The organism is Mesorhizobium sp. M1406 (assembly GCF_040317555.1).
Taxonomy (GTDB): domain Bacteria; phylum Pseudomonadota; class Alphaproteobacteria; order Rhizobiales; family Rhizobiaceae; genus Mesorhizobium.
Genome location: NZ_JAMYKW010000026.1, coordinates 1 through 17,844, shown reverse-complemented (window position 1 = coordinate 17,844; position 17,844 = coordinate 1). Strand labels below are relative to the sequence as shown.

15 protein-coding genes and 1 tRNA gene are annotated in these 17,844 nt (G+C 63.2%); 9 read left to right on the top strand and 7 right to left on the bottom strand.

Going from position 1 to position 17,844, the window contains the following annotated elements; translation table 11 throughout:
* Positions 1 to 436 precede the first annotated feature (436 nt).
* Together NKH03_RS20770 and NKH03_RS20765 are read left to right on the top strand one after the other, a co-directional pair.
* The gene (locus NKH03_RS20770; RefSeq protein ID WP_352869544.1) at positions 437 to 2,218 is read left to right on the top strand and encodes a glucan ABC transporter ATP-binding protein/ permease; all 1,782 of its coding nucleotides are present in this window, start codon (positions 437 to 439) and stop codon (positions 2,216 to 2,218) included.
* Between the two features lie 232 nt (positions 2,219 to 2,450).
* Positions 2,451 to 3,254, top strand: coding sequence for a heme ABC transporter permease (locus NKH03_RS20765; protein ID WP_352970197.1), 804 nt, complete (start codon positions 2,451 to 2,453; stop codon positions 3,252 to 3,254).
* A 116-nt stretch (positions 3,255 to 3,370) separates the two neighbouring features.
* On the opposite strand, the gene NKH03_RS20760 is transcribed toward NKH03_RS20765, so the two are convergent.
* Positions 3,371 to 4,429: a D-TA family PLP-dependent enzyme gene (locus NKH03_RS20760; RefSeq protein ID WP_352970267.1), complete on the bottom strand. Its 1,059-nt coding sequence runs from the start codon at positions 4,427 to 4,429 to the stop codon at positions 3,371 to 3,373.
* Positions 4,430 to 4,701: 272 nt separating this feature from the next.
* Here NKH03_RS20760 and NKH03_RS20755 point away from each other — a divergent pair, with 272 nt between their 5' ends.
* Entirely contained in the window at positions 4,702 to 5,388 is a 687-nt protein-coding gene (locus NKH03_RS20755; RefSeq protein ID WP_352970195.1) for a D-lyxose/D-mannose family sugar isomerase, read from the top strand.
* A 438-nt stretch (positions 5,389 to 5,826) separates the two neighbouring features.
* Positions 5,827 to 6,207: a hypothetical protein gene (locus NKH03_RS20750; RefSeq protein ID WP_352970193.1), complete on the top strand. Its 381-nt coding sequence runs from the start codon at positions 5,827 to 5,829 to the stop codon at positions 6,205 to 6,207.
* 413 nt (positions 6,208 to 6,620) lie between these two features.
* On the opposite strand, the gene NKH03_RS20745 is transcribed toward NKH03_RS20750, so the two are convergent.
* Both NKH03_RS20745 and NKH03_RS20740 read right to left on the bottom strand, forming a co-directional pair.
* A tRNA-Gln gene (locus tag NKH03_RS20745) sits at positions 6,621 to 6,694 on the bottom strand.
* A gap of 172 nt (positions 6,695 to 6,866) precedes the next feature.
* On the bottom strand, positions 6,867 to 7,799 hold the full coding sequence (locus tag NKH03_RS20740) for a lysylphosphatidylglycerol synthase domain-containing protein (protein WP_352970191.1): 933 nt from the start codon (positions 7,797 to 7,799) through the stop codon (positions 6,867 to 6,869).
* 299 nt (positions 7,800 to 8,098) lie between these two features.
* On the opposite strand from NKH03_RS20740, the gene NKH03_RS20735 reads away from it, so the two are divergent.
* Both NKH03_RS20735 and NKH03_RS20730 read left to right on the top strand, forming a co-directional pair.
* Positions 8,099 to 9,538 (top strand): Ppx/GppA phosphatase family protein, encoded by a 1,440-nt coding sequence (locus NKH03_RS20735; RefSeq protein ID WP_502913539.1) that lies wholly within the window; start codon positions 8,099 to 8,101, stop codon positions 9,536 to 9,538.
* Positions 9,539 to 9,709: 171 nt separating this feature from the next.
* Positions 9,710 to 10,456 carry an RlmE family RNA methyltransferase gene (locus NKH03_RS20730; RefSeq protein WP_352874033.1) on the top strand — a complete coding sequence of 249 codons (747 nt, stop codon included), beginning with the start codon at positions 9,710 to 9,712 and terminating at the stop codon, positions 10,454 to 10,456.
* 6 nt (positions 10,457 to 10,462) lie between these two features.
* Here the strand turns inward: NKH03_RS20730 and NKH03_RS20725 are convergent, their stop codons facing one another.
* A complete protein-coding gene (locus tag NKH03_RS20725; protein WP_352970187.1) occupies positions 10,463 to 11,884 on the bottom strand; it encodes an MFS transporter in 1,422 nt (473 codons plus the stop codon).
* Between the two features lie 286 nt (positions 11,885 to 12,170).
* Between NKH03_RS20725 and guaB the strand changes: the two genes are divergently transcribed.
* From guaB to NKH03_RS20710, 3 genes are read left to right on the top strand one after another with little or no spacing between them, the layout of a single operon-like run.
* Positions 12,171 to 13,673, top strand: a complete 1,503-nt coding sequence (gene guaB / locus NKH03_RS20720; RefSeq protein WP_352970185.1) for an IMP dehydrogenase — start codon at positions 12,171 to 12,173, stop codon at positions 13,671 to 13,673.
* Complete coding sequence (locus NKH03_RS20715) at positions 13,624 to 14,247, top strand: hypothetical protein (RefSeq protein ID WP_352874038.1); 624 nt, start codon at positions 13,624 to 13,626, stop codon at positions 14,245 to 14,247. Before guaB ends, NKH03_RS20715 begins: the two co-directional genes overlap by 50 nt.
* A 52-nt stretch (positions 14,248 to 14,299) precedes the next feature.
* Entirely contained in the window at positions 14,300 to 14,704 is a 405-nt protein-coding gene (locus NKH03_RS20710) for an MAPEG family protein (protein WP_352970265.1), read from the top strand.
* 51 nt (positions 14,705 to 14,755) lie between these two features.
* On the opposite strand, the gene rnd is transcribed toward NKH03_RS20710, so the two are convergent.
* From rnd to NKH03_RS20695, 3 genes are all read right to left on the bottom strand, one after another.
* Positions 14,756 to 15,907: a ribonuclease D gene (gene rnd / locus NKH03_RS20705; protein ID WP_352970183.1), complete on the bottom strand. Its 1,152-nt coding sequence runs from the start codon at positions 15,905 to 15,907 to the stop codon at positions 14,756 to 14,758.
* A 75-nt stretch (positions 15,908 to 15,982) separates the two neighbouring features.
* The gene (locus NKH03_RS20700; protein ID WP_352970181.1) at positions 15,983 to 17,227 is read right to left on the bottom strand and encodes an MFS transporter; all 1,245 of its coding nucleotides are present in this window, start codon (positions 17,225 to 17,227) and stop codon (positions 15,983 to 15,985) included.
* A 75-nt stretch (positions 17,228 to 17,302) separates the two neighbouring features.
* The gene (locus tag NKH03_RS20695) at positions 17,303 to 17,671 is read right to left on the bottom strand and encodes a hypothetical protein (RefSeq protein WP_352970179.1); all 369 of its coding nucleotides are present in this window, start codon (positions 17,669 to 17,671) and stop codon (positions 17,303 to 17,305) included.
* Positions 17,672 to 17,844 lie beyond the last annotated feature (173 nt).

The following is a 17,844-nucleotide window of genomic DNA, read 5'->3' as shown; positions in this document are numbered from 1 at the left end:
CGCCATGCCGCCCGGCGTTGCCATCGGCCCGACTGAAGGGCATGCCCCAGAGAAGCGCATGAAATCAAAGGCTTGAGGGCGCCATAGGAGTCGCGTCGAGCTGCGAGACGTGGGCTCCTGTCGCCTGGAGGGGCGCGCGGCCGCTTAGTTTTGTCCTATACTGTGCAGAAGGCGATTTCGGCCCCAGTCATCCGCCCGACATTGTTGCTGATTAAAATTATGGCAGCACCCGCCAGCTGCCATGATTTCGCCGCATGCCTGACATTTTACCTGTCTTCTCAAACCGTTAGGTGATCACGGCAGATTTCGGAACGTCGCCATCTTTTGTTCGCTCCGAGGGAACTGAAGAGGTACACGGCCATTGTTTTGCGACGTATCAACCGGTACGAGTCAAAATGATGCAGTGCACAATAAACAGCATGGCGGAGTAACTGGGGTGACCCTTCTGCAAATCTACTGGCGAGCGCTCGGATATCTCGCCGCGGACAGGAAACGCGTCGCGTTGATCTGTTCGGCCAACGTGGCTCTCGCCATCATCGCCATTCTCGAGCCGATTATGTTCGGACGGGTGATCGACGCGATTTCAGAACGCGGCTCGGTGTTTATGACACTTGCCCTATGGGCTGGCCTGGGCGCCTTCAACATCGTGGCATTCGTCCTGGTGGCGCGTGGCGCGGACCGCTTTGCCCACAGGCGCCGTAGCGAGGTGCTTTGCGACTCGTTCGAGCGCGTGATCACCATGCCGCTTGCCTGGCACCACCAGCGCGGCACCTCCAACGCCCTGCACACCCTGCTTCGCGCGGTCGAGACGCTGTTCAGCCTGTGGCTCGAATTCATGCGTCAGCACCTGTCGACGGTGGTTGCGCTGTTCCTGCTGATCCCGACCGCGGTCAGCATGGATCTGCGCATGTCGCTGGTGCTTCTGGCGCTCGGCGCGCTCTATGTCGGCATCGGCCGGCTGGTGATGAAGCGCACCAAGGCGGGTCAGGCCGCCGTCGAGCGCCACTACCACAAGGTGTTCGCGCACGTGACCGACTCGGTCAGCAACGTTGCCGTGCTGCAGAGCTACAATCGTCTCGGCCACGAGGCCGATACACTGCGCCGCTATGTCAAGAACCTGCTCGACGCCCAGAACCCGGTGCTCGACTGGTGGGCGATGGCCAATGCGCTGCACCGCCTGTCGTCGACGATCTCGATGATGGTCGTACTGTTGATCGGCGCCTATCTGGTCACCCACGGTCAGCTGCGCATCGGCGACGTCATCGCCTTCACCGGCTTTGCCACGCTGCTGATCGCCAGGCTCGACCAGATGTCGGCGTTCGCCAACCAGATTTCGGAGGCCCGTGCCAAGCTCGAGGACTTCTACCACCTTGAGGATTCCGCGGCCGACGCCGCCGAGCCGGACGGCTTGCGTGATCTCGCCAATGTCACCGGTCATGTCCGCTTCGAGAATGTCGGCTTCGAATTCGCCAATTCGGGCCATGGCATCGACGACGTCTCCTTCGAGGTCCAGGCCGGCCAGACCGTCGCCATCGTCGGCCCGACGGGCGCCGGCAAGACGACGCTCATCAACCTGCTGCAGCGTGTCTTCTCGCCGTCGCATGGCCGCATCCTGATCGACGGCATCGACACCCGCACCGTGACCCGCAAGTCGCTGCGTCATTCGATCGCCACCGTGTTCCAGGATGCGGGCCTGCTCAATCGCTCGATCGAGGACAACATCCGCGTTGGCCGCGCCGATGCGAGCAACGACGAGATCCATGCCGCCGCCAACGCGGCTGCCGCGCAGGACTTCATCCTGTCCAAGAGCAATGGCTACGACACGCTTGTCGGCGAACGTGGCGGCCAGCTGTCGGGTGGCGAGCGTCAGCGCATCGCCATTGCCCGCGCCGTGCTCAAGGACGCGCCGATCCTGGTGCTCGACGAGGCGACCAGCGCGCTCGACGTCGAGACCGAGGACCGCGTCAAGGAAGCGATCGACGAGTTGCGGCGCGACCGCACCACCTTCATCATCGCCCACCGCCTGACCACCGTCCGCGACGCCGATCTGGTCGTATTCATGGACAAGGGCAGGGTGGTCGAGATGGGTGGCTTCACCGAGCTGTCGCTGCGCAATGGCCGCTTTGCCAGCCTGCTGCGCGCCGGTGGCCTGCTCAACGACGAGGAGGTTCGCCGCCTCAGCCGCACCGTGCTGCAACAGCAGGAAGCAGCGGCCTGAGTTGGCTGTCTCTGCCTTCTCCCCTTGTGGGAGAAGGTGGCCTCGCGAAGCGAGGTCGGATGAGGGGTGTTCCAGAAAACACCAACGCCTCATCCCGTCCAGAACCCCTCATCCGTCTCGGCGCTGCGCGCCGATCCACCTTCTCCCACAAGGGGAGAAGGGAAGCGCTGCCCAGACCTGCGACACCACCGCTCGATTGCCCCGAACGCGCCGGCGGTCTATGTAGAGCCGCATGATCGATACGACTTCACGCCTGACCGGCTGGATGGATCTTGCCAACCCGACGCGCTTCGTCGGGCTGGCCGACAGGATCGTGCCGTGGCTGGCGTCCATCGCCGCACTCATCCTCGCCGTCGGGCTCTATATGAGCTTCGCCGCGCCCGAGGATTTCCAGCAGGGCATCACCGTTCGCATCATGTACATCCACGTGCCTTTCGCCTGGCTCGCCATGATGTGCTACACGCTGATGGCGATCTCGGCGCTCGGCACGCTCGTCTGGCGGCATCCGCTGGCCGATGTCGCGCTGAAATCGGCCGCACCCATCGGCGCTGTCTTCACCGCGCTGGCGCTGATCACCGGTTCGATCTGGGGCAAGCCGATGTGGGGCACCTGGTGGGTCTGGGACGCGCGGTTGACCTCGGTCTTCGTGCTGTTCCTGATGTATCTCGGCATCATCGCGCTGACCCGCGCGCTCGATGACGCGAGCCGCGCCGCCTGGGCCGCCGCCATCATCACGCTGGTCGGCTTCATCAACATTCCGATCATCAAATTCTCGGTCGACTGGTGGAACACGCTGCACCAGCCGGCTTCGGTGTTCCGCATGGGCGGCCCGACCATCGATCCCAGCCTGCTGTGGCCGTTGCTGGTGATGGCGCTCGGCTTCACCGTGCTGTTCTTTGCGCTGCATCTGATGGCGATGCGCACCGAAATCCACCGCCGCCGGGTCATCGCCATGCGCCGTGTCGCGGCACGGCAGGCCGAGCGGTCTCCCCCTTCTCCCCTTGTGGGAGAAGGTGTCGCCGAAGGCGACGGATGAGGGGTGTTCCAGGGAACGCCAACGTCTCACTCCGCTGGAACACCCTCTCATCCGTCTCGGCGCCGCGCGCTGATCCACCTTCTCCCACAAGGGGAGAAGGGAAGGCGATTCCTAGTTCACCCCATCCTTCCGCGCGCCGCCACCGGCAGCGTTTCCAGCACCGTGTCGCCGTCGATCAGATTGACCTCGTTGAACAAATTGGTGACGACGCAGCAATGGTCGGGCACGACGCGCACCCGTTCGCCCATGCGCAGCTTGGCCTGGTCCGAAAGCGTGACGGTGCCATGCTCCTCGCTCAAGCCCGTCACCCGCGCTCCGGAAATGCCCAGCAGTTCGCCGAAGTCTGCCAGGCCCAGCGTATCGCTGGACAGCGCCTTGCTGCCGCTGTCCAGAATGGCGCGGGTTGGCGTGGGGTGGCTGACCACCGTCGACAGCACCGTCAGCGCGCAATCGTCGAGGCTGCCGACGCCTTTGGCGACCTGGTAGCGGTCGAGATAGATGTAGGTGCCGGGGCGATACTCCGTGACGACCGATGCGTCGCTGGAGCGCCAGATGTCCGGCGTGCCGCCGCTGGAGATGCGTTCGCAGGCCAGACCCGACTCGGCAAGCGTCTGCTTGGCGTCGGCAAGCCAGGCTTCGGCCTCCGCGGCGCGGCCGGCGGCGGGGTAGGTCATCAGCCCACCGAAGGCGAGGCCGCCGGCTCTGTCGATCCGTCTTGCCAGCGCAACCGCTTCATCCGCCGTTTGCACGCCGCAGCGGCCCATGCCGGTGTCGCATTCGACCAGCACCTCCAAACGATGACCGGCATCGGTGAAGGTCGCCGCCAGCCCTTCCAGCGTCTCCATACTGTCCGCTGTCACCGACAGGGTGACGCGGCCATGCAGCGCCTTCAGCCGCTCCAACTTGGCACGCCCAAGAATGTTGTAGGGGAGAAAAATATCGGTCAGCCCGGCATCGGCCATTACCTCGGCTTCGCCGATCTTCTGGCAGGTGATGCCGACGGCGCCGGCCGCGACCTGCTTCTTCGCCCAGTAGGGCAATTTGTGCGTCTTTATATGCGGCCTGAGCTTCAGCCTGTTCTTGTCGGCATGGGCCTGCGCGCGGGCAATATTGGCTTCGGCGCGCGCGGCGTCGATCAGGATCGATGGCGTGTCGAGATCATGGATGGTCGGCATCATCTGTCATCCTGTGAAAATCCGCAGGGTTATGGCCTCGAACGAGCGTGATGTCACGCGGCCAGCGGAACCGATCTGTGGTCCATGTGCTCGAGTCGGAAGGTCTGGCAGGATCGACACCGCATCGGCGTTCGGCTATGCGGTTTGCCAATGCATGTCGCCCAAAAGTGTGCAGCGGTTTTGGGATCACGACATGCGCGCTAACAACCCTAAAGCGCGTCGCGTACCAGACGCGACACGCTTTGACCAAATCGACACGAAGGATCATGATCATGAAACGCTCCGCCATCAACGATATCATCCGCGAAGCCGACGCTTTCATCCGCTCGTTCGGCTACATCATGCCGCCCTTCGCCTATTGGTCGCCCGAGGAGGCGAAGGCGCGTCAGGTCGACTCGTCGGCCGTGTTTACCTCGCGGCTCGGCTGGGACATCACCGATTACGGCCAGGAAAAGTTCAAGGAGCTCGGCCTGTTCCTGTTCACCGTTCGCAACGGTCGCTACGAGGACATGAAGAAGGGCATGGGCATGCTCTATGCCGAGAAGATCATGATCTCGCGCAAGGACCAGCTGTCGCCGATGCACCGCCACAACATCAAGGCCGAGGACATCATCAACCGTGGTGGCGGCAAGCTGGTGCTGGAACTGTTCATGCACGATCGCGACGGCGGTATCGATCCCAAGGCCGAGGTCTCGGTGCCTGTCGACGGAACCATCCATAGGCTCCCGGCGGGCGGGCTCCTGAAGCTCGACCCGGGCCAGAGCGTCACGCTTTTGCCCGGCGTCTGGCATGCCTTCTGGGCCGAGGGCAAGGATGTGCTGATCGGCGAGGTGTCGACCGTCAATGACGATCTCACCGACAACGTCTTTCGCGAGCCGATCGGCCGCTTTTCAAATATCGACGAGGATGTCGCCCCCGTGCACCTGCTGGTGTCCGACTATGAGAAGTGGCTGGGCTGAGAGGCAACGCCGGCGCCGCCCGGCGCCTCAATGACAGCGGCTTGCGCTCGTGCCGCGCAGGCAGGATGAACTGATCGGCACGTCCGCCCTGGCCAGCGCCATGGCAAGGCTCGCCTGCAGCCCTTCACTCTCGCCGCGTCGTTTCAGGAATTCCACCAGCCCGTGCAGCGCCCGGACATTGTTCGGATGCTGGTCAGCGCCGCACCTTAGGGGACAACGTCATATCGCTCGCGCTCGCGCTCATCCTGGCCAGCGGCTTAAGAGCGGCGGCCCGGCGTCGAGGGGTGTCTTGAGGACTGGCGCCGAGCCTGACCGGCTTACGGGGGACAGTGCCGGCTGTCCGAATGATAAGCTATTTTATGCATTTCTGCTAATTTAATATAAAATCATGTTCCGTTCCCTACGGCTAGGCCGACCGAGCCAAGAAGCGAAACCCGCGTGAAGCATTCCGCTGCGTTCGGCGTCAATTATCGGGCGACCGAAATGTCCGGTGACAGCCGCTACGGATTTTCCGAATCTGTTCAAAAGAATCCTGATCAGTGTCCACCCCTAGGGGCGCACTCCAATCGAAAGCGTCATGTGGCCGGAAGATATGAAGTCGCAGGAAGTGCTGGTGTCGCTATGACCAGCCGTGACAGCCTTGGTGTCTTCAACCGCATAGCGACCGATGCCGAGACGCAGGCGAGATCAACGGTGGAAGAGGTCGAAGTGCTGGCTCGCATCATCATGGAGAAAATGCAGAGCCTTCACGGTGACAGCTATCGGATCGACCTCAACCAGCGCTGCGGTTACGTCCTCGTAACGAAGCACAACCGCTGACATACGCGACCATCGCATTTGGTCCGCTGCCGTTGGTGGCGGGGCTTTCTTTATCTTGTGGCAGAAAAGTCACGCAGCTTGAATATGCAGAGATGCAACCGGCGCGAGCTTATTATCCAGCTAAGCGAGGCGTACCGTCGTCAAGGGGCAAAGGGGACGCCCCTTGACCGCGACGCGGTTTCATTTCCTCCCGAACTAGCGCCCGCTGCCTCACGGCGGCGGGCTTTTTAGCGTGGACATGGCAGGAACAAATCAGCGATTCCGTGTTGCAGTCATGTTGCACCGACAACAAGGTACAGGACGGGACATGCCCGGAATACAAGGGTTTGCGCGTGACACAAGGGGAAAACCCATGCAACACGGTTGTGCCGGGACCGATCTTCCTAAGCTCTTGATATCATTAGAAGAACGGTTGGCTGGGGAACCTGGATTCGAACCAGGACTAACGGAGTCAGAGTCCGTGGGTCTACCGTTAACCTATTCCCCAGCAGGCGCGGTCATGAACCGTGCGGGCCGAGCGGCTGAGCCGCGTGAGCGCTGCCTTGTAGCTGCCAGCGGAAAATAGTCAAGCCTGCTGAGTGCTTCAAACGGCAGGTTTCGTCAGCCAGTTCAGATGCCGCGTTTCGAACGTCGCGTCGGCTCCGAGTTCAATCTCGTGCTCAGCTTTCTGTCCGGCTGAACTGCGAGCGCTCGAAGAACAGCACGATGCCCAGGCCGAGGAACAACGGAATGATCAGGTAGAACAGCCGGAACGCCAGCAGCGCCGCCAGCACGCCGACGGGTTCCATATCGGAGAGGCCGGCGAGGAAGACGACTTCGAACACGCCGAGGCCGCCCGGCGCGTGCGAGATCTGCGCGATCGAGAAGGATACGAGGAAGACGCCCAGCACGACGAAATAGCCGGGATTGTGGGCTTCGGGCAGGGCAAAAAAGATGATCGCGGCGGCCGCCAGCAGTTCGATCGGGCCAATCAGCAGCTGTCGCGCGACGATCGGCAGCGCCGGATAGTGCAACTGGAAGCTGGCGATCTTCAGCGGGCGCAGGTGCAGCCAACTGCCGAAAATGTAGGCGGCCACCAGCAGCAGCATCGCGACCCCCGCCGCCTCCGACAGGCCGTGATGGGCAATGCCGGAAAACCGGTCGAGTATCTCGGGCTCGAAGACCAATACGAGGCCGGAGGCGAGAATCGTCGACAGCACGAAGGTGATCCAGCAGACCGCCACCAGCACGCCGACATCCTGCCCGGTCAGGCCCCTGGTGCCGTAGGCGCGGTAGCGGATGACGGCGCCGGAGAACACCGATCCGCCAATGTTGTGCGACAGCGCATAGGTGGTGAACGAGCAGAGCGTGACGAACAGCCACGACACGCGCTTGCCGATATGCAGGAGCGCGATGTGGTCGTAGCCGGCGAGCGAGGCATAGGCGATGACCGAACACAGTGCGGCGAGTATCCAGCCGCGGGCCGGAATGGCTGATATGCCGTCCCAGACATCGTCGAGCGAAATGCCGCGCAGTTCGTGCCAGAGCAGCGCCAGCGAGAAGATCACCGCCGCGATGCCGACGACCGGCCAGAAATAGCGTCTCCAGTTCATTGCCTGCTTGCCATGCGTTGCGGATCCGCTTCCTCTTCCGCTGGTGATAGGGTGAGGCCGGCTGCGCCGGATTCTTCCGCCCATTTCAGAAATGCCTCATTGAAGCCGGCTATTCAACCGCGAACGTTTTTCGCGGCGACAAACGGCCAGCTTTGTTCGTGCAAGCGGCTGAACGAGACGCCAGCAGTGTTGCACCTGCCAATCCAGGCTTGCGGATACATTACGCGACAGGGCCGGAACGGCGGTTAGCTGACAGCCGGCAAAATTCGGCACGCGGCTCTTGGTGATCGGGCGCGGCACTGTTAGTCTGGCGGCAACTTAAAACACTGAAGCGCCTGCTGCGTCCGTCATCGGTTCGCGCGGCGCCGGAAGGAACGACAGTGGAAGACCACGACACCGGCGCCGGCGCGCCGGAGGTGGGCGTGTCCAGCACTTCCCTGGGGTCATCTGGCCCGAGGACCGCCAGCTGGCAGCAACGCCGCCCGACGGAGCCCCGCTCCGCCGACGGGCAGGCGGGCGACGCGCCCCAGAAAGGCAAGCCCAAGAAGCGGCGCAAGCGAAGGCGCGGGCGCAAGGTTTTTGCGCGCGACGAAGCGCGTCCCGCGGAGAATCGATCGCCGGCGCCAGTCAAAACCAGTGCCCCGGCGGCGGAGGCGCACAGACCCGTGGAATCGGTGGCCTCGCCCGCGGCTGCGCCGGCGCGCTTCGAACAGGGCGCCCGCCGGGCGCCAATGCACGAACTTCCCGTCTTTGCGGCCCTCGACCTCGGCACCAACAATTGCCGGCTGCTGGTTGCCGTGCCGACGCGGCATGGCCAGTTCCGCGTCATCGACGCCTTTTCGCGCATCGTCCGGCTGGGCGAGGGGCTCACCGCCAATGGCAGGCTCGGCCAGCCGGCGATGGACCGCGCGGTCGAGGCGCTGAAGATCTGCGGCGACAAATTGCGCAACCGCAAGATTCGAAAGGCCCGGCTGATCGCCACCGAAGCTTGCCGCACGGCCGACAATGGCGTCGAGTTCCTCGACCGCGTCGAACGCGAAGCCGGCTTGAAGCTCGAGATCATCGATCGCCAGACCGAAGCGCGGCTGGCGGTGTCCGGCTGCGGCTCGCTGGTCGAGCGCGATACGCAAGGCGTCGTGCTGTTCGATATTGGCGGCGGCTCCTCCGAAATCGCGCTGATCGATCTCGCCGGCCGCCGCTCGCCGAGGCTCGCCAACCATATCGTGTCGTGGACGTCGCTGCCGGTCGGCGTCGTCTCGCTGGCCGAGCGTTTCGGTGGCCGCACGGTGACGCGCGAGATTTTTGCCGCCATGGTCGACGACGTCGCCGGCCGGCTGGCCAGCTTCGACGGCCGCGACCGGCTTAGCCATCTCAAGGCCAGCCCGAATTTCCATCTGCTCGGCACTTCCGGAACGGTGACGACGCTGGCCGGCGTTCACCTTGACCTCGAACGCTACGATCGCCGCCGTGTCGACGGGCTGTGGATGGACCGCGACAGCGTCGACCGCATGGTCGAACGACTGGTCGGCTGGGATTTCCAGCAGCGCTGCGCCAGCCCTTGTATCGGCGCCGATCGTGCCGATCTAGTGCTGGCCGGCTGTGCTATCCTCGAAGCGATCCGCGCGGTGTGGCCGTCGGAGCGGCTGCGCGTCGCCGACCGGGGCCTGCGCGAGGGCATATTGAGCGAGCTGATGGCCGATGACGGTGTCTGGCGCAACGATGGGCGCGGCAGAGCATGATCCCGGAAGCGTTGCTTTGGTGAACAGTCGACCCCCACTCCGTCGAGCATAGCTCGACAACATTGGCCGTAGAAGCCGCGCCGGAGTGGGGGAAGCCCATAAACAAACACCTAGCCGCCCAAAAACCGCCACACCACATCCCACCACAAAACTCAGACAAGAAATCAGGCAATGATCAAGAAACCGGAAAAACCAGGATCCGCCAGCATTCGCGTGCTGAAGACGCGGATCAAGAAGAAGAGCGGCCTGAAGGAATCGTCGCGCCGCTGGCTGCAGCGCCACATCAACGATCCCTATGTCCAGCGCTCCAAGGCTGACGGCTATCGCTCTCGCGCGGCCTACAAGCTGATCGAGATCGACGACAAGCATCATCTGTTGAAGCCCGGCATGAAGGTGATCGATCTCGGTGCCGCTCCCGGCGGCTGGTGCCAAGTCGCGGCGGCGCGGACGAAGTCGACGGCCGACAAGCCGCATGTCATCGGCATCGATTATCTCGAGATGGACGCCGTGCCCGGCGCGCCGGTGCTGCTGATGGATTTCCTCGATCCGCTGGCGCCGCAAAAGCTGGCCGAGGCGCTGGGAGGCGACCCCGATATCGTGCTGTCCGACATGGCGGCACCCACCACCGGCCATAAGCGGACCGACCACATCCGAACCATGCATCTGTGCGAGGTGGCGGCCGATTTCGCGCTGTCGGTGCTGAAGCCGGGCGGGCATTTCCTCGCCAAGACCTTCCAAGGCGGCGCCGAAAACGAGCTGCTCTCCATGCTCAAGAAGAACTTCCGCTCGGTGCATCATGTGAAGCCGCCGGCGTCGCGCGATGAATCGGTAGAGCTTTATCTGTTGGCCAAGGACTTCAAGGGGCGAGAGCCGCCGTCAGGCGGATCGGAACGTCCAGAGGGCGAGCCCGAAACTTAAGCCGCATCAATTGCCGGGCGGGCTTACCGTTTCCAGCGTCTTGGGCACGGTCAACCGGCCATGGCCGGAGACGGCGTTGCCGGCGTCGGGCGCCAGCCGCATGAACGACAGCGACGCGGCGGCGCAGATCGCCGCGACGACGAAAAACGCGGTGTGGAAATCCGCCAGCGTCAGCGACCGGTCGTGCAGGCTGGTGGACACCTCCAGGATGCCGCCGGCCACCGCCACGCCAAGCGCGATCGACAACTGCTGGAAGACGGCGGCAATCGGCGTCGCCTTGCTGGTGTCTTCAGCCGAAACCTCGGCATAGGCGAGCGCATTGACGCCGGTGAAGAACATCGAGCGGATGAAGCCGCCGACGAGCAGCATGGCCAGCACCAGCAGATAGGGTGTGTCGGGTGTGAACAGGCCGTTGATGGCGATCGAGGCCGCGGCGACCAGCGAACCGACAACCAGCACGCGGCGGAAGCCGGCGACGCGGAAGATCAGCGCGGTGACGAATTTCATGCCGATGGCGCCGATCGCCGAGACGAAGGTGATCATGCCGGACTGGAACGGCGTCAGCCCGAAGCCGATCTGGAACATCAGCGGCAGCAGGAACGGCACGGCGCCGATGCCGATGCGAAACAGTCCGCCGCCAAGCACCGAGGAGCGGAACACCTGGTTGCGGAAAAGTTGGAGCGCCAGCAGCGGGTTTTTGGCGTGGCGCGCATGCAGCAGATAGAGCGCTCCCGACAGCAGGCCAACCGTCACGGTGATGACACCGACGATTGGCGGCAGATAGGGCAAGCTGACTACCGACAGGCCGAACACCACGCCGGATGCCGCCAGCCCGCTCAGCACGAAGCCGATGAAATCAAGTGGCGGGGTCTGCGCGGGTTCGGTCTCCGGCAGGAAACGCGTCGCCAGCCAGATGCCGACCACGCCGATCGGCACATTGATCAGAAAAATCCAGTGCCAGGTGAAGTAGGTGGTGATGAAGCCGCCGACCGGCGGCCCGACCAGCGGCCCGACCAGTGCCGGAACGGTCAGCCAGGACATCGCCGCGACGAGTTCGCTTTTCGGTGTCGCGCGCACCAGCACCAGCCGCCCGACCGGTGTCATCATGGCGCCGCCGATGCCTTGCAGGAAGCGCGACACCACGAAAGCCGGCAGCGAACCGGAAAGGGCGCAGGCGATCGAGCCGACGATGAAGACCGCGATCGCGGCACGAAAGACATTCTTGGCGCCGAAACGGTCGGCCATCCAGCCGCTGATCGGAATGAAGATCGCCAGCGACACCAAATAGGCAGTCAGCGCCAGCTTGAGCGCGATCGGGCTGGTGTGGATATCGATTGCGATCGCCGGCAGTGATGTCGCGATGACGGTCGAATCCATGTTTTCCATGAAAAGGGCGACCGCCAGTATGAGCGGGATGGTGCGGTTCAAGGAACGCGTCCAGACGTGAATGTTGCGTCGCCGCTTGCATGTCGGCTTGAGGCGGACGGTTATCAGGCCTTCGCCGGGATGTCGCATTAATTTGCTGTCATTTTTATGCGACTGGCAACCCCAGGTGGCATCCCCTGGCGAAAAATCACCTTTCCGGGAGCGTGAAATCATCGGCTTTTCATCGACGCCGGGACGTGGTACCAGCCAGCGCCAATCCTGAAAGGGAAGAAACGAGTCGGCGCTGTCCATTCCGGTCCAGCGCTTTTTTGTATTCCGAGGGCTGGCCATGGCAAAAATCATCGAAACGTCCACCGGCGCATTGGCGCTGACCTTTGACGACGTGCTGCTGCAGCCGGGTCATTCCGAGGTCATGCCTGGCGAGACCGATGTCCGCACCCGCATCGCCGGCGACATCGACCTCAACGTGCCGATCCTCTCGGCGGCGATGGACACCGTCACGGAGGCGCGGCTTGCCATCGCCATGGCCCAGGCCGGCGGCATTGGCGTCATCCATCGCAATTTCTCGCCGGCCGAACAGGCAGAGCAGGTGCGCCAGGTCAAGAAATTCGAATCCGGCATGGTGGTCAACCCCGTCACCATCGGCCCCGACGCGACGCTCGCCGACGCGCTGGGCCTGATGCGCAGCTATTCGATCTCGGGCATTCCAGTGGTCGAAAATGGTGGCAGCGGCGGCCACAAGGTCGGACGGCTGGTCGGCATCCTGACCAATCGCGACGTGCGCTTCGCGTCCGATCCGGCGCAGAAGGTCCATGAACTGATGACCCGTGACAACCTGATCACGGTCAAGGAGAACGTCGACCAGGACGAGGCCAAGCGGCTTCTCCACCAGCACAGGATCGAAAAGCTGGTCGTCGTCGACAGGCAGGGCAATTGCGTCGGGCTGATCACGGTCAAGGACATCGAGAAGTCGCAGCTCAACCCGCACGCCACCAAGGACGTGCAGGGCCGCTTGCGCGCCGCCGCCGCCACCAGCGTCGGCGATGACGGTTTCGAGCGCGCCGAGCGCCTCATCGATGCCGGCGTCGACCTTCTGGTGATCGACACCGCGCATGGCCACTCGCAGCGCGTGCTGGACGCGGTGACGCGCGCCAAGAAGCTTTCCAACTCGGTTCGCATCCTGGCCGGCAACGTCGCCACCGCCGAAGGCACGCAGGCGCTGATCGATGCCGGCGCCGACGCCGTCAAGGTCGGCATCGGTCCGGGTTCCATCTGCACCACCCGCATCGTTGCCGGCGTCGGCGTGCCGCAGCTTTCGGCGATCATGTCGGCGGTCGAAACGGCGTACAAATCCGGCGTTTCGGTGATCGCCGACGGCGGCATCAAGTACTCCGGTGATCTCGCCAAGGCGCTCGCCGCCGGTGCAAGCGCCGCGATGATCGGCTCGCTGCTGGCCGGAACCGACGAAAGCCCGGGCGAGGTCTATCTGCACCAGGGCCGCTCCTTCAAGGCGTATCGCGGCATGGGCTCGGTCGGCGCCATGGCCCGCGGTTCCGCCGATCGCTACTTCCAGGCCGAGGTGCGAGACACGCTGAAACTGGTCCCGGAAGGCATCGAAGGGCAGGTTCCCTACAAAGGACCTGTGTCTGGCGTGCTGCACCAGCTTGCGGGCGGCTTGAAAGCCGCTATGGGTTATGTTGGTGGCCGCGACCTTGCCGATTTCCGCGAACGCGCCACTTTTGTGCGCATATCCAATGCCGGACTTCGTGAAAGCCACGCCCATGACGTCACGATCACCCGCGAAAGCCCGAACTATCCCGGCGGAGCCTGACCAGTACGGGATCGGGCGGAACCTCACCGCGACGATCCTGCGGCTGTCGCGACACGCGGCCGCGCTCTGTTTCCTGTCGGCGGCGGTATTCATCGCCATGACTGCGATGGAATTCTTCTACTTCCGCCAGTTGAGTGGCGGCTTGTCGTCACTCGACATGCGCGTTTTGGGCTTCACGCCCGACGAAGGCATGGCCTGGCTGACGGCGCTCGGCCGGCGCGGCGGCGAGATCATTCTCGTCTGGCACTATCTGACCTTCGATCTCCTGTTCCCGGCGCTGCTGTCGGTGACGCTGGTCAGCCTGATCCTGGCCACGGGCCGGCGATTGAAGAACTTCCGCGTGCTGCCAGGGCAGTTGCAGTCGATCTTAGCGGTGGTCCTGGTGCTGCCCTACACGCTTGCCGACTACGCCCAGAACATCGCGGTGGCGCGGCTTCTGTCGGATTTCCTGTCGGCCAACCCGGATTCGCTGTCTTTCGCCTCCGCGCTTATCGTCACCAAATTCGCGCTTTTCGCCATTCCGGTGTTTGTCATTGCCGCCTTCTGGCTGAGAGGCCAGAAACACCAGGCTTGATGCCGCGCGGAAAGCCCAACCGGGAAGGGGGCACTTCGCGAACCAGACCACGATCTTCTGGCCCGTTCTGGCGCATGTGCTGCTGATCTACATCGTCTACGCCGTCCTGGGTCGGCGGCGATACGGTGCGGTCAAATCAGGTGGGGCCAGAGCCGGCCAGTACAAGGCGCGCTCGATCGAGCCGACCTCCAGCACTACCGTTGCCGCCAATCTCATCAACCAGTTCGAGCTGCCGGTGCTGTTTTATGTGCTGTGCCTGACGCTGCACCTGACCAACGGCGTCAACTACCTGACCCTGGCGCTCATGTGGATTTTTGTCGCGTCGCGCTATTTCCATGCCTGGATTCACCTGACCAGCAACAATCTGCAGCTGCGCAGCCGTTCCTTCTTCTTCGGCGCGGTGATTCTTTTGCTGGGATGGATCTGGTTCGCGCTGCACCTGCTCGGAGTGGTTTGAGCCGGGGCAGTTCTCCCTTCTCCCACAAGGGGAGAAGGGAAGTCCGCTCGCCTAAAGATCAAACAGTGCAATCTTGCGATTGTCGAACTTGATGCCGATCTCGCCGCGCACCAGCTTGAGCGCTGCCTCGCCGAACACCGCGCGCCGCCAGCCCTGCAGGGCCGGTACGTCGGCCTCCTCGCCTTCGGCCGCGATGCGATCGATGTCGTCGCTGGAGGCCAGCACTTTCGAGGCGACACCTTCCTTTTCGGCGACGATCCGCAGCAGCACCTTCAACAGTTCCGCAGCAGCGTTCGAGCCCTCCGGCGGCTGAAAATTCTTCGGCAGTTTCGGCATCTGCTCCTTGGGCAAGGCAAGAGCGGCGTTGACCGCGCCAAGCAGCGCCGTGGCCGTCGAGGAGCGTTCCCAACCCTTCGGCGTGGTGCGCAGCTTGCCAAGGCCTGCCGTGTCGCGCGGCGCCTGTTGCGCCACCTCGTAGATCGCATCGTCCTTGAGCACGCGGCCGCGCGGTACGTCGCGTTCGCGCGCCTCGCGCTCGCGCCACGCGGCCACGGCCTGCACGATCGCCAGTTCCTGCGGTTTGCGCAGCCGCATCTTCAGCCGCTTCCAGGCGTCCTCGGGATGCGGATCATAGGTCTCGCGCGAGGTCAGGACATCCATTTCCTCGTTGAGCCAATGGGCGCGGTTTTCTCGCTCCAGCTCGGCGCTGAGGTGCTGATAGACCTCGATCAGATGGGTGACGTCGGCCAGCGCGTAGTCGAGCTGCTTGTCGGAAAGCGGCCTGTGACGCCAGTCGGTGAAGCGCGACGACTTGTCGAGCCGCGCACCGGTGATCCGCTGCACCAGCTGGTCGTAGGAAACACTGTCGCCGAAGCCGCAGACCATCGCCGCGACTTGCGTGTCGAACACCGGGTGCGGGACCAGGTCGCCGAGATGGACGATGATTTCGATGTCCTGCCGCGCGGCGTGGAAGACCTTGACCACCGCCTCGTTGGCCATCAGCTTGAAGAAGGGCTTCAGGTCGATATCGGGCGACAGCGGGTCGATCAGCGCCGTCACGCCGGGCGCGGCCATCTGGATCAGGCACAGGATCGGCCAGAAGGTCGTTTCCCGGATGAATTCGGTGTCGACGGTGACGAACGCCGACTTTTCGAAAGCGGCGAGAACGGTCTCGAGTTCTTTCTGGGTGGTGATGACGTGCATCAAATCGCTTTTGGCAGGAGTAAGGTCTTCCTAGATTTCAGCCGGCGGGGCTTTCGTCAAGCTTTGGCGCCATCTTCACGAGCCAGCCGGCCCGTCGGAATCGGTGTTTCTTCTGGCTAGCCGTGAGAAAACCGTCGAGGTGCGCAACAGCGCGGTGAAACGGCGGCGCCTGCCTGCCGGCACGCCGGACCGGGCCTGCATCCGGTAGAGGATGACGCCGATGAAGATCGCATAGACCACCGCGCTGAATACAAACAGGGCGCCCGGTCCGAAATACTGCATCGCCGTCGAGGCGGCGAACGGGCCGCCAATCGCGCCGAAGGAATAGAACAGCATCAAGGCCGCGTTGATCAATACGAACTCGCCGGTATCGGCGCGGTCGTTGGAGTGCGCCGCCGACAGCGAATAGAGCGGCATGGCGAAACAGCCGAAGATGAAGACGAGGACGAAGTTGAGCGCCGGATTGCTGCCGGCGATGAACACCAGCGCCAATGCTGAAAGCATCGCGCAGCAGGTCGTCATCAACAGCACCCTGCGCCGGTCCCAGCGGTCGGAGAGGTAACCCAGCGGATACTGGATGATGGCGCCGCCGAAAATGCCGACGCTGACGAAGGTGACGACATCGGCGACCGACATGCCGATCTGCTCGGCATAGACCGGCGACAACGTGCGAAAGGCGCTGTTGGTGACGCCGACGGCGATGCAGCCGAAGCAGCCCAACGGCGAAATCCGCCAGACGCGCGCCAGGTCGAGCTTGACGTCCTCGGGCGGCGTCGGATTGGAGCGGTCGCCGAGCGAGACCGGCACAACTGAGAACGTGATCATCATCGACATGATGGCGAAGATGGCGAAACCGCCGGCGCCGAAGATCGGGATCAGGAACTGGGCGCCGGTCACCGAGCCAATATCGACCATCCGGTAGATCGCCAGCACGCGCGCGCGGTCATGATTGCCGACGCCGGAATTCAGCCAGCTTTCGACGATCGTGAACAGCCCGGCGAAACAGAAACCGCCGGCAAAGCGCACCGCGCACCACATCACCGGATTGAGAACCAGCACCAGCAAAAGGGTGCCGACAGAGGCGATCGCCGCCAGCGCCGAAAATGCCCTGATATGGCCGACGGCCTTCATGATGCGGGTGATGGCCAGGCAACCGAGCAGGAAGCCGGCGAAATAGAAAGTGCCCATCAGGCCGATGCCGGAGGCGGAAAACCCTTCCTGCGCGCCGCGCAGCGCGATGAGCGTGCTCTGCAGCCCATTGCCGCCAAGCAGAATGCCGGCGGCGAGAAGGAGCGGGATCATCGGGCGGATGGAGGACATGAAGAGGCAATCACGTGTCGGTGATCCCTTCTTGAACCATCGCCTTGCCCAATGCCAGCGGCAATTCCCGGCAAACTACAGCGAGGATATGTCCAATTCTTCGTGGAAGGTCCAAACGCTTATGAACGGGCCGTCGTTTAGGTCCTTGCTGCAGAGGGTAAGGATTACCCTTTGTTGCCGACGGTCGCGCGCAACCAACTGGCCGATGATGAGCCGGAAACCATCAGGAGTTATTTCGACGCCAAATTGTGGTTCCAGGTCTATTCGATCGTAGTCAACTACCAGCCGCGAGCCATCGAACTGCTCCCGCATCGATTCGTCGTTTGCAAAGTCGCCGTCCGAAAGCGCCTTGAACCGCGCCCAATCGTCTATGCGAGCCGCGTCAAGCAGGTTGACGATGCGGCTACGCTCTTGAGGTGTCAGAAAGAGCTCCTGGTCTTGCATATCCTGATCTCATTTGCCGCAAACGCAGCGGCAAAGGATATCGCTATCCATTGTGCCGCCCAAGTTTACAACTGATTTCCTGCCCAACGCAGGGGAATCGGGTGAGTTAATTATCGTGAGATGACGCTTACGAGGAATTCGTCGTCCCACGCCGCCACTTTTCGTTTCAATCG